Below are 24,498 nucleotides of genomic sequence, written 5' to 3'. Positions count from 1 at the left end.
AACCCTTTCCACCCACCACCATGCGGCAGCCGGTGAACATCCGGTATTAGCCCCAATTTCTTGGAGTTATCCCAGAGCCGGGGGCAGGTTGCCCACGTGTTACTCACCCGTTCGCCACTCATCCCCCCGCAAGCAGGGTTCAGCGTTCGACTTGCATGTGTTAAGCACGCCGCCAGCGTTCGTCCTGAGCCAGGATCAAACTCTCCGTAGATGCTTGAACCAGGCGAAGAACCGAGACCTGACAGATCTCGATCAATCAACCAAAGGAACCCTCCACACCCCACAGGATGCGGACGGGGTACTACTTGGCACTGACTTTCGGCACGCTGTTGAGTTCTCAAGGAGCGGACGCACACCGACTCGACCCTCTCGGGTGTCCTCGGTGGCTTGTTGTCCAACCCTGCGCCCGCACCGGGTGTTCCCTGCTGGGTCCTCCCCGCCGGCCCTCCCGGGCCGTGCGGCGCGCAGAGATGAAGTTACGTGCCTGTCGGACCGGTGTCAAACCGGTCGGTCCGTGACCGTCGACACCGTCTCGGAACCGGCGCGTCTCCTGGCGGACACGCGCCGGGGCGCACTCAGCCGGCCCGGTGCACCCCGGCGACGGCGCGCTTGCCCCGGCGCAGCACCAGCCACCCACCGGGCAGCCAGGCGTCCTCCCCCGGCACCGCGTCGGCGTCGGTCACGCGCTCGTTGTTCAGGTACACCCCGCCCTCCCTCACGGTGCGGCGGGCGTCGGACAGGCTCGAGGCGAGCCCCGTCTGCTGGAGCAGCTGCGCGACGGTCGGCGTCCCCCCGTCGACGGTGACGCTCCCGGCCTCCCGGAGCGCGGCCCCGAGGGTGTCGGCGCCGAGGGCGCCGAGGTCCTCGCGGCCGAACAGCGCCCGGCCGGCGGCCTCGGCCTGGCGGAGCTCGTCGGGTCCGTGCACCAGGAGGGTCAGCTCCTCGGCGAGGGCCCGCTGCGCCGCGCGGGAGGCCGGGCGCTCCTCGCTCTCGGCCACCAGCGCCGCGACCTCCTCGGCGGGGCGCTCGGAGTACAGGGGCAGCCAGGTGCGGGCGTCGGCGTCGTCGGCGTTGAGCCAGAACTGGTAGAAGGCGTAGGGCGAGGTGAGCTGCGGGTCGAGCCAGACGGTGCCGCCCTCGCTCTTGCCGAACTTCTGCCCGTCGGACTTGGTCACCAGCTGCGTCGACACCGCGTGCACGGTCGCGCCCTCGACCCGGCGGACCAGGTCGATGCCGGCGGTGAGGTTGCCCCACTGGTCCGAGCCGCCGGTCTGCAGCGTCACGCCGTGGCGGCGGTGCAGCTGCAGGTAGTCGTGGGCCTGGAGGATCTGGTAGCTGAACTCGGTGTAGCTGATGCCGGCCTCGGAGTTCAGCCGGGCCGACACCGCCTCCTTCGCCAGCATCCGGCCGACCCGGAAGTGCTTGCCCAGGTCGCGCAGGAAGTCGATCGCCGACAGCGGCTCGGTCCAGGTCAGGTTGTCGACGTAGACCGGCCTCGCCAGGCCGTCGCGCTCGGCGGGCAGGCCGAGGAAGGGCGCCACCTGGCGGCGGATGCTCTCGACCCAGCCGGCCACCGTCGACCGGTCGTTGAGCTGCCGCTCCGCGGTCGGCCGCGGGTCGCCGATCAGCCCGGTGGCGCCGCCGACGAGCACGACCGGCCGGTGCCCGGCCCGCTGCAGCGCGCGCAGGACCATGAACTGCACCAGGTGGCCCACGTGCAGGCTCGGCGCGGTGGGGTCGAAGCCGCAGTAGTACGTGACCGGCCCCTCGGCGAGCGCGGCGCGCAGCGCGTCCTCGTCGGTGGACTGGGCGATGAGCCCCCGGCGGTGCAGCTCGGAGAGGACGTCGGTCACGGGGCACCATCCTGCCCGGCGGGGCGGCGGCGGCGCGGACCACCCGGGCGGAAGGGGCTCACCGACGGCGCGCCGGTCTCCCAGAACCGCCAGGGCAGCTCGGTGGCCTTGGTGATCCCGACCCGCGGGCCCGCGGAGACGCCGTCGGGCGGGTCCCCGGCCTGCAGCCGGACCGGCGCGGCCGGGTCGAGCAGGTCGGTGCCGAGGTCGCCCGGCCCGATGCCGAGCGCCGCGGCGAGCCGGGCCGGGCCGCGGGCAAGGTCGCGGGTGGCCTTGGCGGCGGGACGGCGGGCACGGGCCAGGTCCTCCCCCACCGCCACCTCCCCGGCGCGCAGCAGCACCGCCGAGCCGGTGCCCTCGGGACCGACGACGACGTTGGCGCACCAGTGCACGCCGTAGCTGAAGTAGACGTAGAGCCGCCCCGGCGGGCCGAACATGATCGCCGCCCGCGGGGTCGGGCCGCGGTGCGAGTGCGCCGCGGGGTCACTCCCCTCGCCCGAGTACGCCTCGACCTCGGTGAGCCGGACGGCGACGGTGCCCTCGGGCCGGTCGGTGACCACCCAGCAGCCGAGCAGCGCCGGCGCGACGACGTCGACCGGGCCGAGCAGCTCCTCCGGCGTCAGCAGCCTGCCGGGGGTGCTCAGAGCGCGGCCGCCACGGGCGAGTCGGCCGCCCAGCGCCCGTGCGCCGCGGCGACCTCCCGCAGCGCGGACAGCTGGCCGGCGACCCGCTCGGGCGCCGTCCCCCCGCGGGTGCTGCGGGCGGCCAGCGCGCCGCGCACCGACAGCACCGAGCGCACCTCGGGGGTGAGCCGCTCGTCGATGCCGGCCAGCTGCTCGTCGTCGAGCTCGTCCAGCTCGAGGCCGGCCTCCTCGCAGACGGCGACCATGCTGCCGGCGATCTCGTGCGCCGAGCGGAACGGGACGCCGTTGCGCACCAGCCACTCGGCGACGTCGGTGGCCAGCGCGAAGCCCTGCGGCGCGGCGGCCTCGAGCACCTCCGGGCGCAGGGTCAGCGTGGCGACCATCCCGGTGACGGCGGGCAGCAGGAGCAGCAACTGCTCGAGGGAGTCGAAGACCGGCTCCTTGTCCTCCTGCAGGTCCCGGTCGTAGGCCAGCGGCAGGCCCTTGAGCATCGTGAGCAGGCCGGTGAGGTTGCCGACGAACCGGCCGGACTTGCCGCGCGCCAGCTCGGCGATGTCGGGGTTCTTCTTCTGCGGCATGATCGACGACCCGGTGGCCCAGGCGTCGTCGAGGCGGGCCCAGGCGAACTCGGTCGACGTCCAGAGCACGACCTCCTCCCCCAGCCGGGACAGGTGCACGCCCACCATCGCCGCGCAGAAGCAGAACTCCGCGGCGAAGTCGCGGTCACTGACCGCGTCGATCGAGTTCTCCGCGGCCCGGTCGAAGCCGAGCTCGGCGGCGACGGCGTCGGGGTCCAGCGGCAGCGAGGAGCCGGCCAGCGCGCCGGAGCCGAGCGGGCTGACGGCGGCGCGGCGGTCCCAGTCGAGGAGGCGGTCGACGTCGCGGGCGAAGGCGTGGGCGTGGGCGAGCAGCTGGTGGGCGACGAGCACCGGCTGGGCGTGCTGCAGGTGGGTCATGCCGGGCGCGGGGACGTCGAGGTAGCGCTCGGCCAGGCCCAGGAGCGCGTACTCCAGCGACGCCAGCTCGCCGACCAGCGCCCGGACGTTGTGCCGCAGGTAGAGCCGCAGGTCGGTGGCCACCTGGTCGTTGCGGCTGCGGCCGGCGCGCAGCTTGCCGCCGAGGGTGCCCAGCTTCTCGGTGAGACCGCGCTCGAGGGCCTCGTGCACGTCCTCGTCGGACTCGACCGGGGCGAAGGTGCCCGCCGCCACCTCCGCCGACAGCTCGGTCAGCGCCCGCACCATCTGCTCGAGCTCGTCGTCGGCGAGCAGGCCGGCGCGGTGCAGCACCCGGGCGTGCGCGCGCGAGCCGGCCAGGTCGTAGGGCGCCAGCCGCCAGTCGACGTCGGTGGACTTCGACAGGGCCGCCATCGCGGGTGAGGGGCCGCCGCCGAAGCGGCCGCCCCAGAGCCGGGTCGAGGACGGGGCCGGGGAGGTCTCCGAGGTCACGGTGCACTCTCCCCCACGGCGCCGGAGGTGGCGGCCGGGGGGTCGGCCGGCGTGCTGCGGGAGGCCAGCGCGCGCAGGCGGTCGGCCAGCACGGCGCCGCCGTCGGGCTGCCGGGAGACGACCAGGAGGGTGTCGTCGCCGGCGATGGTGCCCAGGACGTCGGGCAGGCCCACCTTGTCGAGGGCGGAGGCGAGGAACTGGGCCGCACCGGGCGGGGTGCGGACGACGGCGAGGTTGGCGCTGCCCTCGGCGCTGGTGAGCAGGTCGGACAGCAGCCGGGTGAGCCGGGCCGGCGCGGCCTGGGCCGGGCGCAGCGGGGCGTTCTCCGGCGGCAGCACGTAGGACGCCGGGGCGCCGTCGGACCCGCGCAGCTTGACCGCGCCGAGCTCCTCGAGGTCGCGCGAGAGCGTGGCCTGGGTGACCTCGATGCCCGACGCGGCCAGCAGCGCGGCGAGCTGGGTCTGCGAGGTGATCGGCTGCGCCGCGATCAGCTCGCGGATGCGGGCCTGGCGCGCCGAGCGGGTCAGCGCCGTCGTCACCCCGATCGCTCCAGCAGCCAGGTGAGCAGGGCCTTCTGCGCGTGCAGGCGGTTCTCCGCCTCGTCCCACACCGCGCTCTGCGGCCCGTCGATCACCGAGGCGGCGATCTCCTTGCCGCGGTAGGCCGGCAGGCAGTGCAGGACGACGGCGTCGTCGGCGGCGCGGGCGAGTGCGGCGTCGTCCAGGGCGTAGGGCAGGAACGGGGCGACGCGGGCGTCGTACTCCTCCTCCTGCCCCATCGACACCCAGGTGTCGGTCACCAGCACGTCCGCGCCGTCGGCGGCGGCCGCGGCGTCGGCGGTCCACAGCACCGAGCCGCCGGTCTCCGCGGCGATCTCCGCCGCGCGCTTGAGCACCGCCGGGTCGGGCTGGAACTCCTCCGGCGAGCCGATCCGCACGTGCATGCCGGCGGTCGCCCCGCCCAGCAGGTAGGAGTGCGCCATGTTGTTGGCGCCGTCGCCGAGGTAGCTCAGCGACCGGCCGGGCAGCGAGCCCCTGCGCTCGGCCACGGTCTGCAGGTCGGCGAGGATCTGGCAGGGGTGGAACTCGTCGGTGAGCGCGTTGACCACCGGCACCCGGCTGACCGCCGCCATCGCCTCGATGCGCTCCTGGCCGAAGGTGCGCCAGACGATCGCGGCGACCTGCCGGTCGAGCACCCGGGTGGTGTCCTCCACCGGCTCGCCGCGGCCGAGCTGGCTGGTGCCGGCGTCGACCACCAGCGGGTGACCGCCGAGCTCGGCGACGCCGACGGTGAAGGACACGCGGGTGCGGGTGGAGGGCTTGTCGAACAGCACCGCCACCGCCCGGGGCACGCCGCCCGGGGCGCGCAGCGGGGTGGGCGCGGCCTCGGTGTGCCGGGTGCGCTTGAGCTCCGCGGCCAGCGCGAGCACCTCGGCCTGCTCCGCGGGCGACAGGTCGTCGTCGCGCAGGAGGTGGCGGGTCACGGCTGTCCCGCCGCGTCGAGGGCCGCGGGCAGCGCGGCGACGAAGGCGTCGACCTGCGCGTCGGTGAGGACCAGCGAGGGGGCCAGCCGCAGCACGTCGGGGGCCACGGCGTTGGCGAGGAAGCCGGCCTCGCGCAGCGCGACCTCCAGCGCCGCCGCGACCGGGGCGGTGAGGACGACGCCGAGCAGCGCGCCGCGCCCGCGGACGCCGGACACCGCCGGGTGGCCGAGGCCCTCGATGCCGGCGGTGAACCGGTGCTCGAGCTCCTTGGCCCGCTCGAGCAGTCCCTCGTCGCGGATGGTGTCGAGGACGGCGAGCGCGGCCGCGGCGGCGATCGGGTTGCCGCCGAAGGTGGAGCCGTGCGAGCCGGCGGTCATCAGCTCGGCGGCGTCGCCGAAGGCGAGCGTGGCGCCCAGCGGCAGCCCGCCGCCGATCGCCTTGGCCATGGTGATCAGGTCGGGCTGGAGACCGTCGGCCTGGGAGGCGAACCAGTGGCCGGTGCGCCCGGTGCCGGTCTGCACCTCGTCGACGGCGAACAGCGCGCCGGCGGCCCGCGCAGTCTCCGCCGCCGCGGTCAGGTAGCCCGGCGGCGGGGGCTGCACACCGCCCTCCCCCAGCATCGGCTCGAGCAGCACCATCGCCGTCCGGTCGGACACCGCGCCGGCCAGCGCGCCGGCGTCGCCGTAGGGCACGTACCGGACGCCGCCGGGCAGCGGGGCGAACGCGGCGGCCTTGCTCGGCTGGCCGGTGAGCGCGAGCGCCCCCATGGTCCGGCCGTGGAAGGCGCCCTCGGCGGTGACCACCTCGGTGCGCCCGGTCAGCCGGCTGATCTTGAAGGCGGCCTCGTTGGCCTCGGCGCCGGAGTTGCAGAAGAACACCCGCCCGGGCCGGCCGGCCAGCTCCAGCAGCCGCTCGGCGAGCGTCAGCCCGGGCTCGTGCATCGCCAGGTTGGACACGTGCCCGAGGGTCTGCGCCTGCCGGGTGATCGCCTCGACCACCCGCGGGTGGGCGTGGCCGAGGATCGTCGTCGCGATGCCGCCGAGCAGGTCGGTGTACTCGCGGCCGTCGACGTCCCAGACGGTGGCACCCTCCCCGCGGGCGAGCGCGACCGGGGGCACCCGGTAGTTGCCCATCATCACCGCCGACCAGCGGGTGGCCAGCTCCTCGGTACGCGTCACGACGGAAGCTCCTTCCCCCCGGCCGGGACGACCATCGTCCCGGTCCCCTCGGTGGTGAACATCTCCAGCAGCAGGGCGTGCGGCGTGCGGCCGTCGACGACGGTCGCCCGCTTCACCCCGCCCTCGACCGCCCGCAGGCAGGCGGCCATCTTCGGGACCATCCCGGCGTCGAGCGTCGGGAGGATCTCGGCGAGCTCGGCGGCGTCGATCTGCTGCACCAGCGAGTCGCGGTCGGGCCAGTCGGCGTAGAGGCCCTCGACGTCGGTGAGCACGACGAGCTTCACCGCGCCGAGCGCGACGGCCACCGCGGCGGCGGCGGTGTCGGCGTTGACGTTGTGCACCACGCCGTCGCGGTCGGGGGCGACGGTGGCGATCACCGGGATCTTGCCGCGCTCGAGCAGCGCGGTCACCGGCGTCGGGTCGACGGCGACCACGTCACCGACCAGGCCGACGTCGACCGGCGCGCCGTCGACGACCGCGGCGGTGCGCTCGGCGGTGAACAGGCCGCCGTCCTCCCCGGACAGGCCGACCGCCAGCGGGCCGTGCTGGTTGACCAGCCCGACCACCTCGGGGGTGACCTGGCCGGTGAGCACCATGCGGACCACCTCGATGGTCTCCTCGGTGGTCACCCTCAGGCCGCCGCGGAACTCGCTGGCGATGCCCAGCCGGGTGAGCATCTCGGTGATCTGCGGGCCGCCGCCGTGCACGACGACGGGCAGGATGCCGCAGGTCCGCAGGAACACCATGTCGTCGGCGAAGGCGCGGCGGCACTCGTCGTCGACCATCGCGTGGCCGCCGTACTTGATCACCACCACGTTGCCGTGGAACTCCTTGAGCCACGGCAGCGCCCCGGTGAGGACGGCGATCCGGCGGGCGTCACCCTCGGGGTCGTGGGTGCGCATGACCCGGCTGGTGCCGATCCGCCGCCTCGGCGGTGGCACCTCGTCGACGGCGACGTCGGGCGGGGTGGGGTCCTGGGGGGTGCTCACGTCGCCGCTCACGTCGAGTAGGCCGAGTTCTCGTGCACGTAGGCCAGGGACAGGTCGTTGGTCCAGATCGTCGCCTGCTCGCCGCCGGCCCGGAGGTCCACGTCGATGGTGATCGCCCGGCCGGTGAGGTCGACGCCCTCGCGGGGGTCGCCGATCGCGCCGCCGCGGCAGACGGTGACGCCGTTGATGGTGACGTCGACCCGGTCGGGCTCGAAGGTGGCGTCGGTGGTGCCGATCGCGGCCAGCACCCGGCCCCAGTTCGGGTCGTTGCCGAACAGCGCGGTCTTGAGCAGGTTGTTGCGGGCGCAGGCGCGACCGGCGGTGAGCGCGTCCTCGACGGTCGCGGCGCCCCGGACGGTGATCGCGATGTCCTTGGTGGAGCCCTCCGCGTCGGCGAGCAGCTGCATCGCCAGGTCGGTGGCCGCGGCGGTGAGGGCCTCGGTCACCTCCTCCGCGCCGGGCGTGACCCCGCTGGCGCCCGAGGCGAGCACGAGGACCGTGTCGTTGGTGGACAGGCAGCCGTCGGAGTCGACCCGCTCGAAGCTGACCGCGGTGGCCGCCCTGAGCGCCGTCTGCAGGGTGCCGGCGTCCACCACCGCATCGGTGGTGAGGACGACGAGCATCGTGGCCAGGCTCGGCGCGAGCATGCCGGCACCCTTGGCCATCCCGCCCACGGTCCAGCCGTCGCGGGCCTGCACCGTCGTCTTCGGCACGCTGTCGGTGGTCATGATCGCCCGCGCGGCGTCGTCCCCGCCGTCCGCCCGGAGCTCCCCGGCGGCCGCGGTGACCCCGGCGGTCAGCTCCCCCATGGGCAGCCGGACGCCGATCAGGCCGGTGGAGGCGACGGCGACGTCGATCGCGCCGATGCCGAGCTCCTGCGCCACGTGCTCGGCGGTGGCGTGGGTGTCGCCGAAGCCCTCGGGGCCGGTGCAGGCGTTGGCACCGCCGGAGTTGAGGACCACCGCCCGGACCCGGCCGGTGGAGAGCACCTGCCGGCTCCACTGCACCGGCGCGGCCGGGAAGCGGTTGGTGGTGAAGACGGCGGCCGCGGCGTCGCCGGGACCGTCGTTGACGACCAGCGCGACGTCCGGCGCGCCGGAGGACTTCAGGCCGGCGGCGACGCCGGCCGCCCGGAACCCCCGGGGGGCGGTGGTGCTCACGGGGCCACCCCCACGACCGGCAGGCCGGTGGTCTCGGGTAGCCCGAGGGCGAGGTTGGCGCACTGGACCGCCGCTCCCCCGGTGCCCTTGGTCAGGTTGTCGACCGCGGCGACGACCACCAGCCGGCCGGCGTCGGGGTCGACGGCGAGCTGCAGCGCGACGGTGTTGGCGCCGAGCACCTGCGCCGTCGTCGGCCACTGGCCCTCGGGCAGCAGGTGCACGAACGGCTCGTCGGCGTAGGCCTTCTCGTAGGCGCCCCGGACGGCGGCCTCGTCGGCACCCGTCGCCAGCGGCGCCGAGCAGGTGGCGAGGATGCCCCGGCTCATCGGCACCAGCGTGGGGGTGAAGCTGACCGTCACGTCCCGGCCGGCGGCCCGGGAGAGGTTCTGCACCATCTCCGGCGTGTGCCGGTGCACCCCGCCGACGCCGTAGACGCTCACCGAGCCCATGACCTCGCTGCCGAGCAGGTGCGGCTTGGCGGACTTCCCCGCCCCGGAGGTGCCGCTGGCGGCGACCACGACGACGTCGGGCCCGACCAGCGCGGCGGCCAGCGCGGGGGCCAGCGCCAGGGTGACCGACGTGGGGTAGCAGCCGGGGACGGCGATCCGGCGGGCGCCGGCCAGCTGCTCGCGCTGGCCGGGGAGCTCGGGCAGGCCGTAGGGCCAGGTGCCGGCGTGCTCGGAGCCGTACCACCGCGCCCAGGCGGCGGGGTCGTTGAGCCGGTGGTCGGCGCCGCAGTCGATGACGAGGGTGTCGTCGGCGAGCTGCGCGGCGACGGCGGCCGACTCGCCGTGCGGCAGCGCGAGGACGACCACGTCGTACCCGGCCAGCAACCCCGGGTCGCTCGGCTGCACCTCGAGATCGGCGTAGGGCAGCAGGTGCGGCTGCAGCTCGCCCAGGCGTCGGCCGGCGCTCGAGTTGGCGTGCACCCCGGCCAGCCGGAGGCTCGGGTGCCCGGCCAGCAGCCGGCACACCTCACCCCCGGCGTACCCGGTGGCGCCGGTGACCCCGACCGTCCACGTCTGCCCTGTGCTCACAGTGCATGACCATACATGCCTGTGCATGACCGTTCATTGCGGGGTCAGTTGGTGTCCCCCTGAGCGCGGTGGTGCTCTGACTACACCTGTGGGCAGAGCACGAGAGAGCCGGGAAGCACTCCCGGGCTCAGTCGTGCTCTGACTACACCTGTGGGCAGAGCACGACTGCGCTCGGGACGACACCCCGGCCGAGGATGGGCGCGTGCTGCACGGCTGCCTCAACGGCGCCCGCCGTCCCGACGAGCACCCGGCACTGCCGGTCACCCCGCAGCAGCTCGCTGTCGACGCGGTCGCCGTCCGGGCCGCCGGGGCGGGCGGGGTGCACCTGCACGTCAAGGACCCCGCGGGCGCCGACACGCTCGCCGCCGTGGAGCTGGCTGCCGCCCTCACCGCGGTGCGGGCCGCGGTGCCGGGCCTGCCGGTCGGCGTCACCACCGGCGCCTGGGCCGTGCCCGACCCGGCGGCGCGGGTCGCCGCGGTGCGGTCCTGGACGGTGCTGCCCGACACCGCCTCGGTCAACTGGCACGAGGACGGCGCCGGAACGGGGGTGCCGGTGCAGCCGTACGGGGAGGCCAGCAGCGCCTGGCCGGCGCTGCGGTGCGCGGCGCGATGGGAGCTGGACACCCGGATCGGGCTGGAGGGCACGCTCGTGCTGCCCGACGGGAGCCCCGCGCCGGGCAACGCCGCGCTGGTGCTCGCCGCCCGCTCCCTGGGTGCGGTCTGAGCCGGTCAGCCCAGCGGGTCGGTGTCGCCGTAGGGCACCAGCCGCAGCCGCCGGGCGTCCCCGGTCGGCGTGGTGGCCCGCAGCGTGTCGAGGTCGTCCACGCCGGCGCGGACGAACCGACCCGACCACTGGTCGAGCTCGCCGGCGGCGATGGCCACCACCAGGTCGACGACGTCCTGGGGGCGAGTCCACTCGGTGCGGCCCGTGTGCATCGGCATGGCGCGGGTCATCGCGGTGTCGACCACACCCGGCGCCAGGTCGAAGGCCCGCACACCGTGCGCGGAGCCGGCCAGGTGGACCGCCTCGGTGATCCGCACCTGCGCGGTCTTGCCGGCGGAGTAGGCGCTGTAGTGCGGGTTGGCGCGGGTGCTGATGCCGCTGGCGAGGTCGACCACCCGGCCGCCGCCGGCCGCGACCATCCCGGGCAGCACGGCCCGGGCGAGCAGGAACGGCCCGCGCACCTGGCTCTCGACCACGGCCCACCACTGGTCGGGGTCGGCCTCCCACAGCGGCACCTCGGCGGCGTCGATCAGGCCCGCGTTGTTGACCAGCAGGCCGACCGGCCCGAGGACGCGGGCCACCTCGGCGACGGCGGCGTCGACCGCGGCCGGGTCGGTCACGTCGGCGGGCAGCGCCAGCGTGCGGGCGCCGGTGGCCGCGGCGACGTCGTCCATCGCGGTGCGCAGCCGGCCGGCGCCCCGGGCCAGCCCGGCCACCGCGGCGCCGCGCGCCGCCAGCCCCTCGGCGACGTACCGGCCGATGCCCGCCGACGCCCCGGTGACGAGCGCGACGAGGCCGGTGAGGTCGGGTCCGGACGTCACGCACCGCCGCTGCGCAGGGTGATCCCCTGCAGCTCGACGACGGCGACGATGCCCTCGCGCACCCGGGCGACGTCGTCGGCGGTCAGGGTCCGGTCCGGCGCGCGCAGAACCAGCGACCAGGCCAGCGAGCGGGACCCGCTGGGCACCGGCGGGCCGGAGTAGACGTCGAAGAGGCGGACCGCCTCGAACAGCTCGCCCGCTCCCCCGCGCACCATCGACTCGACGTGGGCGGCGGTGATCTCGTCGGGCACCACGAAGGCCAGGTCGAGGAAGACCGGCGGGAACGTGGAGATCCGCGGGCCCACGGGCACGGCGGCCGGCGGCAGCGCGTCGACGTCGAGCTCCATGACCGACGTGCGGGCCGGCAGGTCCAGCGCGGCGCACACCCGCGGGTGCAGCTCACCGGCGTACCCGACGACCCGGTCGTCCACCACCAGCTCCGCGCACCGGCCGGGGTGCCAGGGCGCCTGCTCGCCGGGGCGGACGAACAGCTGCACGCCGGCGGCCGCGGCGACCAGCCGGGCGGCCTGGACGGCGTCGGCCCACCCGGCCGGGCGGCCCGGCCCCCACCAGCCGCGCGGCTCGCGGGCGCCGGTCAGCGCGACGGCGACGTGCCAGGGCTGGTCGGGCACCGCCCCGAGCAGCGCGGCGAGGGTGTCGTCGTCGGGCCGGGCGTCGACGCCGGGCAGCGGCGCGGCCTCGCGCGCCCCGCCGGGGAACACCGACCCGTGCTCGAACAGGGCGACGTCCCGCTGCCCGCGGGCGAGGTTGCGGGCCAGCGTGGCCAGCAGCCCGGGCAGCAGCGTGGTGCGCAGCGCCGGTTCCTCCTCGCGGAGCGGGTTGCGCACGAGCAGCACCTCGCGGCGCGGGTCGTCGTCGGGCAGGCCGAGGGCGTCGAGGGCCGGCAGCCCGACGAAGGGGTAGGCCGGGGCCTCGACGTGGCCGGCCTCGGCCAGCGTGCGGCCGATGGCGCGGCGGCGGCGCTGGGTGTCGGTCAGGCCGCGCCCGGGCGGGGCGGTGGGCAGCACCGAGGGGACGTCGTCGTAGCCGGCCAGCCGGACGACCTCCTCGACCAGGTCGGCCGGGTCGGTGAGGTCGGGCCGCCAGGACGGCGGGGTGACGGCGAGGCGGTCGTCGTCGGCGTCCACGGCGCAGCCGACGGCCTCGAGCAGCCCGATCACCTGCGCCGGCGGGTACGGCACGCCGGCCACCCGGCCCGGGCGCCCGGCGTCCAGCGCGATCGACGGGCGGGGGCCGCGGGTGTCGACGTCGACCGGTGCGCCCGCGACCCGGGCGCCGCCGTACTCGGCCAGCAGCTGCGCGGCGCGGGCCAGCGCGGCGACGGTCATCTCCGGGTCGACGCCGCGCTCGAAGCGCTTCGCGGCCTCGCTGGGCAGCCGGTGCCGGCGCGCGGTGCGGGCCACGCCGGTGGGCTCCCAGTGGGCCGCCTCGAGCAGCACGGCGCTCGTGCCGTCGCCGATCTCGGTGGAGGCGCCGCCCATCACCGCCGCCAGGCCGATGGGGCCGGAGTCGTCGGTGATCAGCAGGTCGTCGGCGTCGAGGGTGCGGGTGGTGCCGTCGAGGGTCGTCAGCCGCTCCCCCTCGCGGGCCCGGCGCACGACGATCGGGCCACGCACCGCGTCGCGGTCGAAGGCGTGCATCGGCTGGCCGAGCTCGAGCATCACGTAGTTGGTGACGTCGACGGCCAGCGAGATCGACCGGATGCCCGACTGGGCCAACCGGCGGCGCATCCACCACGGGCTCGGGGCCGCGGGGTCCAGGCCCTCGAGGGCGACCATCGAGAACCGGTCGCAGCGGTCGGCGTCGGCGACCGTGACCTCCCACGCCGGCTCACCGGACCAGGCGGGGGCCTCCGCCGCGCCCGGGTCGCGCCACGGGACGCCGAGGCCGGTGCCCATCTCGCGGGCGATCCCCCGCATCGACAGGCAGTAGCCGCGGTCGGGGGTCACCGCCAGCTCGACGACGACGTCGTCGAGGCCCACGACCGGGCGCGCGTCGGCACCGGGCTCGTACCCGTCCCCGAGCACCAGGATCCCGGTGTGGTCCTCGCCGGTGCCCAGCTCGCGGGCGGAGCAGATCATCCCGTCGGAGACGTGGTCGTAGGTCGTCCGGGCGGCGATCGCGAAGCCGCCGGGCAGGACCGCGCCGGGCAGCGCGACGACGACGGTGTCGCCGACGGCGAAGTTGCTGGCACCGCAGACGATGCCGCGGGGCTCGGCCTCGCCGACGTCGACACGGCAGTACCGGATGGGCTTCTTGAAGCCGGTGAGCTCCTCGATCCCGCGCACCCGGCCGACCACCAGCGGGCCGGTGACCTCGGCCGGGCGGTGGACCTCCTCGACCTCCAGGCCCAGCCGGACGAAGGCGGTGTCGAGCTCCTCGACCGTCGTCCCGGCGGGGACGTCGACGTACTCGGCCAGCCAGCCGACGGGGACCCGCATCTAGAGCTCCACTCCGAACGCCTCGGTGAACCGGACGTCGCCCTCGACGATGTCGCGCATGTCGCCGACACCCGAGCGGAACTGCAGCGCCCGCTCGATGCCGACGCCGAAGGCGAAGCCGCTGTACTCCTCCGGGTCGACGCCGCAGGCCACCAGCACCCGCGGGTTGACCATCCCGCAGCCGCCCCACTCGACCCAGCGCGGGCCGTCGCGGTGCTCGGGGAACCAGACGTCGAACTCCGCCGACGGCTCGGTGAACGGGAAGTACGACGGCCGCCAGCGGGTGACCGCCTCCGGGCCGAACAGCGACCGCGCGAGGTGGTCCAGGGTGCCGCGCAGGTGCGCCATCGTCAGCCCGCGGTCGACGGCCAGGCCCTCGACCTGGTGGAACACCGGGGTGTGCGTCGCGTCGAGCTCGTCGGTGCGGTAGACCCGCCCGGGCGCGACGACGTACACCGGCGGCGTGCGGGACAGCAGGGTGCGCGCCTGCACCGGGCTGGTGTGCGTGCGCAGCACCAGGCCGGAGTCCTCGTCCCGATCCCGCCCGCCCGCGACGAAGAAGGTGTCCATCATCGTGCGCGCCGGGTGGTCGCGGCCGATGTTCAGCGCGTCGAAGTTGAACCACTCGGCCTCGAGCTCCGGGCCGTCGGCGACCTCATAGCCCATGCCGACGAACACGTCGGCGATCCGCTCCTGCAACGTGGTCAGCGGGTGCCGGGCGCCGCGCGGGCTGCGGTCCCACGGCAGGGTGACGTCGACCCGCTCCTCGGCCAGCACCCGGGCGTCGCGCTCGGACTCCAGTTCCGCGCGGCGGGCGTCGAAGGCCTCGGTGACCGCGACCCGGGCGGCGTTGACGCGCTTGCCGGCGTCGGCGCGGGCGGCCGGAGGCAGCGCGCCGAGCTCGCGCCGGGCCAGCGAGACGGGCGCGCGGTCGCCGAGGTGGGCCGGGCGGACCGCGGCCAGCGCCTCGAGGTCGGCCGCCGTCGCGAAGGCCTCGCGCGCCGCGGCCACCGCGGCGTCGAGGGCCTCGGCGGAGAGGGCCGCGACCTGCTTGGGGTCGTAGGGGTCGTTGGCGCCGGACACGGGAGGCCATTCTGCCCGGCACCCGCCCCGGCCCGCCCCCGGGTTCTCCGGACCGCCGTGTCCGGGCCTGCCCCTTCGGGGGGAACCGGCACCGTCCCGGCGCGTCCGGCGGCCCCCGCGTGCCGAAGGGAGCGGAATGAGCTCCCCCGCCGAGGCACGGACGCCTCCTCCCGCCGATCCCGTGCTCGCCGACGCCATCCGCGGCGTGCACAGCGTGTTCCAGCCCATCGTCGAGCTCGACACCGGCCGGGTCGTGGCCTACGAGGCGCTGGCCCGGGGTCCGGTGGGCCCGCTGGAGCGCCCGGACGCGCTGTTCGCCGCGGCCCGCGCCGCCGGGCGGCTGGCCGAGCTGGACGAGGCCTGCCGGGCGGCCGCCTTCCGCGGTGCCGTCGACGCCGCGCTCGTGGCCCCGCTGACGCTGTTCGTCAACGTCGAGCCCGAGGTGCTCGACACCGCGCCGCTGGCCGACCTGCTCGCCATCGCCGAGCGCGCCCCCGGCCACCTGCGGGTGGTCATGGAGATCACCGAGCGGGCGCTGGCCGCCCGACCGGCCGAGCTGCTGCGCACGGTGGAGCGGGTGCGCGAGCTGGGCTGGGCCATCGCCGTCGACGACGTCGGCGCCGAGACGATGTCGCTGGCCTTCCTGCCGCTGCTGTGCCCCGACGTCGTCAAGCTCGACCTGCGCCTGGTGCAGGAGCGGCCCGGCCCCGCCGTCGCCGAGATCGTGAACGCGGTCAACGCCTACGCCGAGCGCAGCGGCGCGGTGGTGCTCGCCGAGGGCATCGAGGACGGCGGCCACCTGCGCACCGCGCTGGGCCTGGGGGCCACCCTCGGCCAGGGCTGGCTCTTCGGCCGCCCGGCGTCCGGCCCGGCCGGCGGGCTCCCGGTGGGCGAGCTGGTGCTGCCCGGCGCCGGCCGGCCCGGCGGCGCGCTCGGCGAGCTGTCCCCGTTCGCCTGCCTGCCCGACGACGTCCCGCTGCGGCGTGCACCCAAGGCGCTGCTCATCGAGCTGTCCAAGCAGCTGGAGCGGGAGGCCATGCGGCTGGGTCGGACGTGCGTGGTGGCCGCCACCTTCCAGGAGGCCCGCCACTTCACCGTCTCCACCACGCAGCGCTACCGCGACCTGGTCGAGCGCACCGGCTTCGTGTGCGCCCCTCGGCGAGGACCTCCCGGTCGAGCCGCTGCCGGGCCTGCGCGGGGCCGCCCTGTCGCCGGAGGACCCGGTGCGCGGCGAGTGGGACGTCGCCGTGCTGTCCCCGCACTTCAGCGCCGCGCTGCTCGCCCGCGACCTCGGTGACGACGGCCCCGACCCCGAGCGCACCTTCGAGTACGCGCTCACCTACGACCGGACGACGGTGTCCCGGGCGGCGTCGTCCCTGCTGTCCCGGGTGGCGCCGCGCACCGGTTCGGCTCCCACGGCCACCCCTGCCGGAGCGCTGCCGACCGTGCCCGCGGCCCGCCCGGCCACCGGCCTGGCCGTGGGGACGAGCAACGCCGAGGTGCTGCTGCGCCGCGCGCTGGAGGCCACGCCGAGCGGGGTCACCGTGGTGGACATGCGGCTGCCCGACCAGCCGATCGTCTACGCCAACCAGGCGTTCCGGGACCTCGCCGGGCTGCCGTCGGAGGACATCCTCGGCCGCAACTGCCGGCTGCTGCAGAGCACCGAGACCGACCCGGGTGCGGTGGCCCGCATCCGCGCCGCGGTCGCCGCCGGTCAGGCCTGCCGCGAGACGGTGCTCAACCTGCGCGGCCCCGAGCGCACGCCCTGGTGGAACGAGCTGCACCTGGCGCCGGTGCACGACGCCGACGGCGCGGTCGTGCAGTACATCGGCGTGCAGGTCGACGTCACCGCGCGGGTCGAGGCCGAGCGCGCGCTGGTGCGCGAGCGCGACCGCACGTCGGCCGCGCTGGCCCGCATCCAGGAGCTGGCCTACACCGACCCGCTCACCGGCCTGCTCAACCGGCGCCGCCTCGAGGAGCAGGTGGAGGCGGCCGTCTGGGAGACCCGCGCCCGCGGCGACGCGCTCGGGCTGCTGTTCGTCGACCTCGACGGCTTCAAGGCGGTCAACGACCGGTTCGGCCACGCCGCCGGCGACGAGCTGCTGCAGGTGGTGGCGCGGCGGCTGCGCGACCGCGTCCGCCGCCGCGACCTGGTGGCCCGGCTCGGCGGCGACGAGTTCCTCGTGGCCCTGCCCGACCTCTCGCCGGAGACCGCGGCCGACGAGGCCGCCCGGGTGGCCGACGAGCTCGCCGCCTCCCTCGGCCGTCCGGTGGCGCTGCGCGGCACCGAGGTCACCGTGGGCGCGAGCGTCGGGGTGAGCGTCTGCCCGGCCGACGGGGTGGTGTTCGCCGACCTGCTGCACGCGGCCGACCTGCGGATGTACGAGCGCAAGCAGCGCCAGGCGCCGCGGCGGGCGGTGCCGGTCCCGGCGTCGCCGGCGCCGGGCTGACCGGCGGCCGGGCGCGGGCGGCTCAGCGGCCGGCGGCCTCCCGGGCGGCCTGCTCGAGCCGCTCGCGGTGGGCGGCGAAGGCGGCGGCGTCGGCGCGGGTCAGGTTGTCGTGGTCCCGGCGCAGCCCGGCGGCGCCGTCGACGCCCTCGCGCAGCACGTCGGCGTGCCCGGCGTGGCGGGCGACCTCGGCCAGCACGTGCACCAGCAGGGTGTGCAGCGTGGGCCGGCGCCGCTCCTCGGGCCACCAGGGCACCTCGCCGGTGGCATCGAGGGCGAGCGCGGCGATCGTCGCGTCGGCGTGCGCGGTGGCCCGCGCGTAGCGGCCGAGGACGTCCTCGCGGCTCTCGTCGGGGCGCGCCCACAGGTCGTCGTCGGGCCCGGCGCCGGGGTCGTCCCACGGCATCGGCTCGGGGAACGGCAGGCCCAGGACGCCGCCGAGGTAGCCGGCCTCCACGCAGGCCAGGTGCTTGACCAGGCCGAGCAGGTTAGTGCCGGTGGGCGTCAGCGGCCGCCGGACGTCGTACTCCGAGAGCCCCTCGAGCTTCCACAGCAGCGCCTCGCGGGCACCGGCCAGGTAGCGGTGCAGGGTGGCCTTGGCGTCGTCGTCCACCCCGCCACTCAACCCTGCGCCCGTTGCGTCGTGTAGAGGCAGATCGCGGCGGCCGCGGCCAGGTTGAGGCTCTCGGCGCGGCCGCGCATGGGGATCCGCACCCGGGCGTCGGCGGCCGCGGCCAGCTCCGGGGGCACCCCGCGGGCCTCGTTGCCGAACAGCCACAGCACCGGCCCGGCCAGCACGGCCCCCAGCTCGTCGAGGGTGGCCTCTCCCCCGCTGTCGGCGGCCAGCACGGTGACGCCGCGCTGCTGCACGGCAGCCACCAGCGGCCCGAGCGGGGCGCTGCGGACGACGTCGACGTGGAAGAGGCTGCCGGCGCTGGAGCGCACCGCCTTGCCGCCGTAGGGGTCGGCCGACCCGGCGCCGAAGACGACCGCGCCCGCCCCGCAGGCGTCGGCGGTGCGCAGCACGGTGCCGGCGTTGCCGGGGTCGGCCAGCCCGGCCAGGCCCACGGCGAAGGAGGGCGGCGCGGCGACCATGTCGTCGGCGGGCACGTCGCGCAGCGCGCAGACGGCGACCAGGCCCTGCGGCGTCACCGTCTCCGACAGCGCGGCGGCGGCCTTCTCGGTGACGAGCCGCACGGGCACGGTCGTCCCGGCGAGCAGGTCGCGGTGCGCCGCGGCGGCGGCCTCGGTGGCGAAGACCTCCCGGACGTCCTCCGGCACGGTCGCCAGCGCCTCGGACACCGCCTGGCGGCCCTCGGCGAGGAAGGCGCCCGCGGCGTCCCGGCCGGACCGCCGGGTCAGCTTGCGGGCGGCGGCCACCCGGCCCGAGCGCTCGGTCAGCGGCTCGGTCACGTCGTCCTCCCCTTTCGTCCCTCCCCGCGAGATCTGCACAGTGGCGCCCTTCCGGGGCCGGGAGGGCGCCACTGTGCAGATCTCGTCAGCCGGCCGCGCCCCGCACACGGCGACGCCGCCGGCGCCGGCCCCTGGGGACCGGACACCGACGGCGTCGTCAGCGTGCAGGAACGGCCTAGGCGGCCTGCTCGCCGCCGGCCGGAGCTGCGGCGACGGCAGCGCGGGCGGTCTCCACCAGCGCGGCGAACGCGGCCGGCTCGTTGACCGCGAGCTCGGCGAGCACGCGGCGGTCGAGCTCGATGCCGGCCAGCTTGAGGCCCTGCATGAACCGGTTGTAGGTCATGTCGTTCAGGCGGGCCGCGGCGTTGATGCGGGTGATCCACAACTTGCGGAAGTCACCCTTGCGCGCCTTGCGGTCGCGGTAGTTGTAGGTGGCCGAGTGGAGGATCTGCTCCTTGGCCTTGCGGTACAGGCGCGAGCGCTGACCGCGGTACCCGCTGGCGGCCTCGAGGGTCGTCCGGCGCTTCTTCTGGGCGTTGACCGCCCGCTTCACGCGTGCCACGTGAGAGCTCCTTACAGGTTCGGGAGGCGGGGGCTCAGATGCCCAGCAGCTTCTTGACGGTCTTCGAGTCGGCGGGGCTCAGGACCTGGTCCTTCTCCAGCCGGCGCTTGCGCCGCGAGGACTTGTGCTCGAACTTGTGCTGGTTGTTGGCCTGCTCGCGCATGATCTTGCCGGTGCCCGTCACGCGCACCCGCTTGGCGGTGCCCTTGTGGGTCTTCTGCTTCGGCATGTCCTCGGTCCTCGTCGGTGTCTGTCGGCGCCGCGCGGCAGCACGGAGCTGCCGCACGGCACCGGCGGTCTGGTGGTGCGGTCCTGCGGTGCGCCCGGGTCAGCCCGTCGGGGTCTGACCCTCGGCGGCGCGCTCGGCCTTGGCCTGGCGGCGGGCGCCGTCGGTCGCGGCCTGGTTCCGGTGCGGGGCGATCACCATGACCATGTTGCGGCCGTCCTGCTTGGGGTTGGACTCGACGACGCCCAGTTCGGAGACGTCGGCGGCCAGCCGCTGCAGCAGGCGGTAGCCCATCTCGGGCCGCGACTGCTCGCGGCCGCGGAACATCACGGTGATCTTGACCTTGTCGCCGCCCTTGAGGAAGCGCTCGACGTGGCCCTTCTTGGTCTCGTAGTCGTGCGGGTCGATCTTCAGGCGCAGCCGCATCTCCTTGATGACGGTGAGCGCCTGGTTCCGCCGGGCCTCGCGGGCCTTCTGGGCGGACTCGTACTTGAACTTCCCGTAGTCCATCAGCTTGACGACCGGCGGACGGGCCATCGGCGCGACCTCGACGAGGTCCAGCTCGGAGTCCTGCGCCAGTCGCAGCGCCTCGCCGATCGGCACGATGCCGACCTGCTCGCCCTCGGGGCCGACCAGGCGGACCTCGGGGACGCGGATACGGTCGTTGATACGGGGCTCGGTGATGGCCTCTCCTCTGCTCATTCCACGGGAGGAGCCGCGCCCGACCGGGCACCGGGACGACGCGGGCCCCGTGAGCAGGTGCTCACAGGGCCCGTCCGCCGGTGCGGCACGGACCCACGGGGGGCCGTGCACGTCGCGGAGAGCCGGCCGGGGCGGGCCGGACTCTCGCGATCCGGGACCTGGGCGCCTCGACGGCGCCAGGTGGGAGCGGGCTCCTCTTGGTCAGCGGCCCGGGGCAGGGCCGCTGGATGGTGGTTCGCGCGCCTCGTGTAGCGGGGAGGCACGCCCATGCTACAGCGTCGCGACGGCCCCGGTCATTCCGGGGCGCGACGTGCTGCAACGGCCCCGGTGAGGTGCTGCGACGGCCCTCCTGCAGGGCCCCTCCTGCAGGGGCCCGCCCCGAGCGGAGCGAGGGGTGGGGGGCAGGAGGGTCCTTCCTCAGTCGTCGTAGAGCAGGGGCGGCGGCGCGGGCTGCCGGGCCCGCGCCGCCGCGTGCAGGGCGCGCAGGCCCTCGACGGCGACCGCCGCCCGCTCGCCGTCGACGGCCTGCACCGCCGCGACGGCCATCTCGTCGCCGTTGGCCAGCTCGAGGCTCGCCCAGGCGGCGCCGCGGTCGAAGCGCACCGCGCGGACGACGTCCCAGGGCAGGTCGGCGCGGCCGAGCAGGTTGCGCACCCGGATGCCGGCGGCGTCGGCGTCGACCCGGGGTCGGCCCAGCGCGAGGATCCCGGCGCCGAGGAACAGGCCGAGGCCGGCCATCGCCACCTGGTCGACCGGGCCGAACTCGACCACCCCGGTCGACGACGACGTCAGCAGCAGGGCGACGACGGTCATCCCGGCCACCACCGCCGCGGCGACCAGCGCACAGGCCAGCCGGAGCCGGCGCGGGACGGCGGTGACGCGGTCGGGTGCGGCGGGCGGGCTGGGCACGCCTCCATGGTCCCAGGCCACGGCTGGCAGAGTGCGGGCCGTGGAGGTGACCGGGCACGCACAGCGGACGGCCTGGCAGGAGCGGGCGGTGCCGCCGGTCGAGGCGGTGCGGCCGGGCCTGTGGTCGGTGCCGGTGCCCATGGGCGGGCCGCTGCGCTGGGTGAACGCCTACGTGCTCGAGCTCGCCGGCGGCGGGCTGGGCCTGGTCGACACCGGCTGGGGCGCCGACGACAGCTGGGACGCGCTGCGCGCCGGCCTGACCGCGATCGGCGGGGACGTCGCCGACGTGCGTGGCGTGCTGGTCACCCACCTGCACTTCGACCACGTCGGCCTGGCGCAGCGGGTGCGCGAGGCGTCGGGCGCGTGGGTGGCGATGCACCCGGCCGACGCCGGCGACCTGCGCTCGATGACCGACTGCTCCCCGGAGGAGTCCACGGAGCGCGAGGTCGCCTTCCTGGTGTCCCTCGGCGCCCCGGAGGACGACGCCCGCGCCGACGCCGGCACCCCCGAGGAGCGGGCCTCCTGGCGGCGGCTGGTGCGGCCCGACCGGCTGCTGGAGGACGGCGACCGCGCGGACCTGCCCGGCTGGTCGCTGCGCGCCGTCCACACGCCGGGGCACACCGCCGGCCACCTGTGCTTCGCCGACGAGGCGACCGGGCTCTTCTTCGCCGGCGACCACGTGCTGCCGCGGATCAGCCCGAACATCTCCACCCACGCCGGTGGCGCGGGCGACCCGCTGCGCGACTACCTCGGGTCGCTGGAGGCGGTCGCCGGCCGGGCGGTCGAGGAGGTGCTGCCGGGCCACGAGTGGCGCTTCCGCGGGCTGGCCGAGCGCACCCGCGAGCTGCGCGCGCACCACGAGCGCCGCCTCGCCGAGCTGCTGGCCGCCGCCCGGGAGCACCCCGGTAGCAGTCCCTGGGACCTGGCCGCGCACCTGACCTGGTCGCGGCCGTGGTCGGAGTACGAGCGGCGGATGCGGATCTTCGCCGTCACCGAGACCGACGCGCACGTGCGGCTGCTCGCCAGCCGGGGCCTGGTGGTCGGTGACGGCGGCACGGTGCCGCGGTGGAGCGCGACCCACCTCCGCTGATCCGGCACTACCCTGGGAGCCGCAGGCCGGGTCCTCGAGCCACGGGGTCGCCACGGCCGCTGCCCTCGAGGTGCCCGTGCGTCACGACGCCCACCGACCCATGCCCCTCGCCGACGAGCTGTCGGTCGTCTCCGCACGTGTGTCGGGCCTCCTGCTCTCCGAGGAGACCGTGGCCGTCGCGCTCGGCCTCGTCAGCTCGCTGCTGCTCGAGACCGTCCCGGGGGCCACCGGCGCCGGCGTGTCGATCGTGGACCGGTCCGGACGGCGGACGTCCGGGGCGACCGACCCGCTGGTCGAGCGCGCCGACGCGCTGCAGTACGAGCTCGACGAGGGCCCCTGCCTGGCCGCGGCCGCCGGCCGGACGCTGGTGCGCGCCGACGACCTGCACACCGACGGCCGCTGGCCGCGCTGGGCCGCGGCGGCCACCGACCTCGGGCTGCTGTCGAGCCTGAGCGCCCCGCTGGTGGCCGGGGACCGCACGCTCGGCGCCCTCAAGGTCTACGGCGGCGTCCCGGGCGCCTTCACCCCCCACGACGCGCAGGTGCTCGAACTGTCCGCGGCGCAGGCCGCCCTGCTGGTCACCCACGTGACCGCCCGCGAGCGGGCACGCCGGGCCAGCGACGACCTGCGGCGGGCCGTCGCGGCCCGCGACGTGGTGAGCACCGCCAAGGGCGTGCTCATGGCCCGGCACGGGGTCGGCGAGGAGACGGCGCTGGCCATGCTGCTGTCCCGCTCCGGAGGGGACGCCGGCACGCTGCGGCAGGCGGCCCGTGCAGTGGTCGACTCCACCGTCCGCCGGCTCCGCTGATGACGTCGGCCGAGGACCGGCGGACCCTGTTGCGGGCCGCGTTCGGTCACGCCGACCTCGGGCTCGAGCAGCTGTGGCTGCGGTACTTCGAGCTGGGCGGCGACGGCGACCTGTTCGACCTGGAGGCGCACCTCGACGGGCTGGCGTCCCTGCCGGACGTCGACGGCGACCTGCTGGCCGTCGCGGTCAACGAGCGGCTCGACGAGCTCTCCGCGGCCCGCCGGGTGCCGTACTCGCGGCCGCTGCGCCCGCCGCGACCCACCACCGGCCCGCTCGCGGCGCTGCTCCACCTGCTCGAGGCCGCCCGCTCCGCTCCCCCGGACCGGCTGGGCCCGCTCGCCGCGCACGCCGGCCGGGTCCTCGGCGTCGACGTCGCCGTGCACGTCGTCGACCACGAGCAGCGGTGGCTGCTCCGGCTCCCCGACGGCCGGACGTGCACCGAGCCGGTCGCCGTCGACGGCACCCTGCCCGGCCGGGTCTTCCAGGCCGGCCGGCTGTTGCCCTCGGAGGCCGGCGGGGTCCCCCGCCTCTGGGTGCCGTTGCTGGACGGCGCCGACCGGATGGGCGTGCTGGAGGTGCGGGTGGCGGCGGCCCGCGACCTCGAGGACCCCGACCTGCGGGAGCAGTGCGAGTGGCTGGCCTCGATGGTCGCCCACCTGGTCACCTCGATGGGGGTCTACGGCGACGTCCTGGAGCGCACCCGGCGCGGCCGCCCGCGGTCGCCGTCGGCCGAGCTGGTGTGGCAGCAGCTGCCGCCACTGACCGCCGCGACCGACAGCTTCGTCCTGGCCGGGCTGCTGGAACCCAGCGCGGACGTCGGCGGCGACGCCTTCGACTACGCGCTCGGCGAGGACGCCGTGTGGATGACCGTCCTCGACGCCATGGGGCACGGCCTCGGTGCCGGCCTGATGAGCGCCGCGAGCCTCGCCGCCGCCCGCAGCACGCGGCGGGCCGGGCGCGGCATCCACGACCAGGCCCGCGCGATCGACGAGGTGATCGGGACCACGTTCCCCGGCAGCGCCTTCGTCACCGGGGTGCTGGCCGAGCTGGACGTCACCTCCGGGCGGCTGCGGTACGTCCGTGCCGGGCACCCGCCGCCGCTGCTGCTGCGCGACGGGCGGGTGGTCAAGGAGCTGAGCGCGGGCGGGCGGGTGCCGTTCGGGCTCGAGACGGCGGGCTTCGGGGTCGCCGAGGAGGTGCTCGAGCCCGGGGACTGGCTGGTGCTCTACACCGACGGCATCACCGAGGCGCGGGACGCCGCCGGGCGGTGGTTCGGCGAGCAGCGGCTGGTCGAGTTCCTGACCCGCGCGGCCGCGGCCGGGCAGCCGCCGCCGGAGACGGTCCGCCGGCTGGTGCACGCGGTCCTCAACCACCAGGACGGCGTGCTCCAGGACGACGCGAGCATCCTCGTCGCGTCCTGGGCCGAGCGCTGAACCGGGCGGGGCGACACGTCACACGCCCG

General features: G+C 76.1%; 24 protein-coding genes and 1 rRNA gene. 6 read left to right on the top strand and 19 right to left on the bottom strand.

Going from position 1 to position 24,498, the window contains the following annotated elements:
• The 10 genes from BMZ33_RS12955 to argC all read right to left on the bottom strand — a co-directional run.
• A 16S ribosomal RNA gene (locus BMZ33_RS12955) occupies nt 1–211 on the bottom strand; the annotation flags it as partial.
• Between the two features lie 364 nt (nt 212–575).
• The gene (tyrS, locus tag BMZ33_RS12950) at nt 576–1,853 is read right to left on the bottom strand and encodes a tyrosine--tRNA ligase (RefSeq protein ID WP_091110845.1); all 1,278 of its coding nucleotides are present in this window, start codon (nt 1,851–1,853) and stop codon (nt 576–578) included.
• A complete protein-coding gene (locus BMZ33_RS12945) occupies nt 1,850–2,476 on the bottom strand; it encodes a DNA-3-methyladenine glycosylase (RefSeq protein WP_280139216.1) in 627 nt (208 codons plus the stop codon). The genes tyrS and BMZ33_RS12945 overlap by 4 nt, the downstream gene beginning before the upstream one ends.
• 17 nt (nt 2,477–2,493) lie before the next feature.
• The gene (gene argH / locus BMZ33_RS12940; RefSeq protein ID WP_091110842.1) at nt 2,494–3,942 is read right to left on the bottom strand and encodes an argininosuccinate lyase; all 1,449 of its coding nucleotides are present in this window, start codon (nt 3,940–3,942) and stop codon (nt 2,494–2,496) included.
• The gene (locus BMZ33_RS12935) at nt 3,939–4,481 is read right to left on the bottom strand and encodes an arginine repressor (protein ID WP_091110840.1); all 543 of its coding nucleotides are present in this window, start codon (nt 4,479–4,481) and stop codon (nt 3,939–3,941) included. The genes argH and BMZ33_RS12935 overlap by 4 nt, the downstream gene beginning before the upstream one ends.
• Nucleotides 4,478–5,425, bottom strand: a complete 948-nt coding sequence (argF, locus tag BMZ33_RS12930; RefSeq protein WP_091110838.1) for an ornithine carbamoyltransferase — start codon at nt 5,423–5,425, stop codon at nt 4,478–4,480. Before argF ends, BMZ33_RS12935 begins: the two co-directional genes overlap by 4 nt.
• Nucleotides 5,422–6,603, bottom strand: a complete 1,182-nt coding sequence (locus tag BMZ33_RS12925; RefSeq protein ID WP_091110835.1) for an acetylornithine transaminase — start codon at nt 6,601–6,603, stop codon at nt 5,422–5,424. Before BMZ33_RS12925 ends, argF begins: the two co-directional genes overlap by 4 nt.
• Nucleotides 6,600–7,592: an acetylglutamate kinase gene (argB, locus tag BMZ33_RS12920; RefSeq protein WP_169064265.1), complete on the bottom strand. Its 993-nt coding sequence runs from the start codon at nt 7,590–7,592 to the stop codon at nt 6,600–6,602. The genes BMZ33_RS12925 and argB overlap by 4 nt, the downstream gene beginning before the upstream one ends.
• 8 nt (nt 7,593–7,600) lie before the next feature.
• Nucleotides 7,601–8,752 (bottom strand): bifunctional glutamate N-acetyltransferase/amino-acid acetyltransferase ArgJ, encoded by a 1,152-nt coding sequence (argJ, locus tag BMZ33_RS12915; protein WP_091110832.1) that lies wholly within the window; start codon nt 8,750–8,752, stop codon nt 7,601–7,603.
• The gene (gene argC / locus BMZ33_RS12910; RefSeq protein WP_169064264.1) at nt 8,749–9,789 is read right to left on the bottom strand and encodes an N-acetyl-gamma-glutamyl-phosphate reductase; all 1,041 of its coding nucleotides are present in this window, start codon (nt 9,787–9,789) and stop codon (nt 8,749–8,751) included. Before argC ends, argJ begins: the two co-directional genes overlap by 4 nt.
• A 202-nt stretch (nt 9,790–9,991) precedes the next feature.
• Here argC and BMZ33_RS12905 point away from each other — a divergent pair, with 202 nt between their 5' ends.
• Nucleotides 9,992–10,513, top strand: coding sequence for a 3-keto-5-aminohexanoate cleavage protein (locus BMZ33_RS12905; protein WP_091110827.1), 522 nt, complete (start codon nt 9,992–9,994; stop codon nt 10,511–10,513).
• A 5-nt stretch (nt 10,514–10,518) separates the two neighbouring features.
• Here BMZ33_RS12905 and BMZ33_RS12900 read toward each other — a convergent pair whose 3' ends face one another.
• Genes BMZ33_RS12900 through pheS form a run of 3 tightly spaced genes read right to left on the bottom strand, consistent with a single transcriptional unit; the run spans nt 10,519 to nt 14,879 of the window.
• On the bottom strand, nt 10,519–11,334 hold the full coding sequence (locus BMZ33_RS12900) for an SDR family NAD(P)-dependent oxidoreductase (protein WP_091110825.1): 816 nt from the start codon (nt 11,332–11,334) through the stop codon (nt 10,519–10,521).
• Nucleotides 11,331–13,796, bottom strand: a complete 2,466-nt coding sequence (gene pheT, locus BMZ33_RS12895; protein ID WP_091110822.1) for a phenylalanine--tRNA ligase subunit beta — start codon at nt 13,794–13,796, stop codon at nt 11,331–11,333. The genes BMZ33_RS12900 and pheT overlap by 4 nt, the downstream gene beginning before the upstream one ends.
• Nucleotides 13,797–14,879 carry a phenylalanine--tRNA ligase subunit alpha gene (gene pheS, locus BMZ33_RS12890; RefSeq protein ID WP_091110819.1) on the bottom strand — a complete coding sequence of 361 codons (1,083 nt, stop codon included), beginning with the start codon at nt 14,877–14,879 and terminating at the stop codon, nt 13,797–13,799. It lies immediately after the preceding gene.
• A 136-nt stretch (nt 14,880–15,015) separates the two neighbouring features.
• On the opposite strand from pheS, the gene BMZ33_RS24120 reads away from it, so the two are divergent.
• Nucleotides 15,016–16,176: an EAL domain-containing protein gene (locus BMZ33_RS24120; protein ID WP_169064263.1), complete on the top strand. Its 1,161-nt coding sequence runs from the start codon at nt 15,016–15,018 to the stop codon at nt 16,174–16,176.
• Entirely contained in the window at nt 16,103–17,329 is a 1,227-nt protein-coding gene (locus BMZ33_RS24115; protein ID WP_169064262.1) for a diguanylate cyclase domain-containing protein, read from the top strand. The genes BMZ33_RS24120 and BMZ33_RS24115 overlap by 74 nt, the downstream gene beginning before the upstream one ends.
• Nucleotides 17,330–17,351: 22 nt before the next feature.
• On the opposite strand, the gene BMZ33_RS12880 is transcribed toward BMZ33_RS24115, so the two are convergent.
• The 6 genes from BMZ33_RS12880 to BMZ33_RS12855 form a co-directional block, all read right to left on the bottom strand.
• Nucleotides 17,352–17,939 carry a DinB family protein gene (locus tag BMZ33_RS12880; RefSeq protein WP_091110816.1) on the bottom strand — a complete coding sequence of 196 codons (588 nt, stop codon included), beginning with the start codon at nt 17,937–17,939 and terminating at the stop codon, nt 17,352–17,354.
• Nucleotides 17,940–17,947: 8 nt separating this feature from the next.
• Nucleotides 17,948–18,739: a TrmH family RNA methyltransferase gene (locus BMZ33_RS12875; protein WP_091110814.1), complete on the bottom strand. Its 792-nt coding sequence runs from the start codon at nt 18,737–18,739 to the stop codon at nt 17,948–17,950.
• Nucleotides 18,740–18,914: 175 nt separating this feature from the next.
• A complete protein-coding gene (gene rplT, locus BMZ33_RS12870) occupies nt 18,915–19,301 on the bottom strand; it encodes a 50S ribosomal protein L20 (RefSeq protein ID WP_091110811.1) in 387 nt (128 codons plus the stop codon).
• Between the two features lie 34 nt (nt 19,302–19,335).
• Nucleotides 19,336–19,530 carry a 50S ribosomal protein L35 gene (gene rpmI, locus BMZ33_RS12865; protein WP_091110808.1) on the bottom strand — a complete coding sequence of 65 codons (195 nt, stop codon included), beginning with the start codon at nt 19,528–19,530 and terminating at the stop codon, nt 19,336–19,338.
• Nucleotides 19,531–19,629: 99 nt separating this feature from the next.
• Nucleotides 19,630–20,229 carry a translation initiation factor IF-3 gene (gene infC, locus BMZ33_RS12860; RefSeq protein ID WP_091110806.1) on the bottom strand — a complete coding sequence of 200 codons (600 nt, stop codon included), beginning with the start codon at nt 20,227–20,229 and terminating at the stop codon, nt 19,630–19,632.
• Nucleotides 20,230–20,646: 417 nt separating this feature from the next.
• Nucleotides 20,647–21,138: a PH domain-containing protein gene (locus BMZ33_RS12855; RefSeq protein ID WP_169064261.1), complete on the bottom strand. Its 492-nt coding sequence runs from the start codon at nt 21,136–21,138 to the stop codon at nt 20,647–20,649.
• Nucleotides 21,139–21,178: 40 nt separating this feature from the next.
• Between BMZ33_RS12855 and BMZ33_RS12850 the strand changes: the two genes are divergently transcribed.
• From BMZ33_RS12850 to BMZ33_RS12840, 3 genes are all read left to right on the top strand, one after another.
• Nucleotides 21,179–22,228, top strand: a complete 1,050-nt coding sequence (locus BMZ33_RS12850; protein WP_169064260.1) for an MBL fold metallo-hydrolase — start codon at nt 21,179–21,181, stop codon at nt 22,226–22,228.
• A gap of 100 nt (nt 22,229–22,328) precedes the next feature.
• On the top strand, nt 22,329–23,036 hold the full coding sequence (locus BMZ33_RS12845) for a GAF and ANTAR domain-containing protein (protein WP_091110801.1): 708 nt from the start codon (nt 22,329–22,331) through the stop codon (nt 23,034–23,036).
• The gene (locus BMZ33_RS12840) at nt 23,036–24,469 is read left to right on the top strand and encodes a PP2C family protein-serine/threonine phosphatase (RefSeq protein ID WP_091110798.1); all 1,434 of its coding nucleotides are present in this window, start codon (nt 23,036–23,038) and stop codon (nt 24,467–24,469) included. The genes BMZ33_RS12845 and BMZ33_RS12840 overlap by 1 nt, the downstream gene beginning before the upstream one ends.
• Nucleotides 24,470–24,498 lie beyond the last annotated feature (29 nt).

It is taken from the genome of Geodermatophilus dictyosporus (assembly GCF_900115505.1).
GTDB classification, from domain to species: domain Bacteria; phylum Actinomycetota; class Actinomycetes; order Mycobacteriales; family Geodermatophilaceae; genus Geodermatophilus; species Geodermatophilus dictyosporus.
The sequence above is the reverse complement of the archived record's forward strand: the minus strand, read 5'-3'. Positions and strand labels throughout refer to the sequence as shown.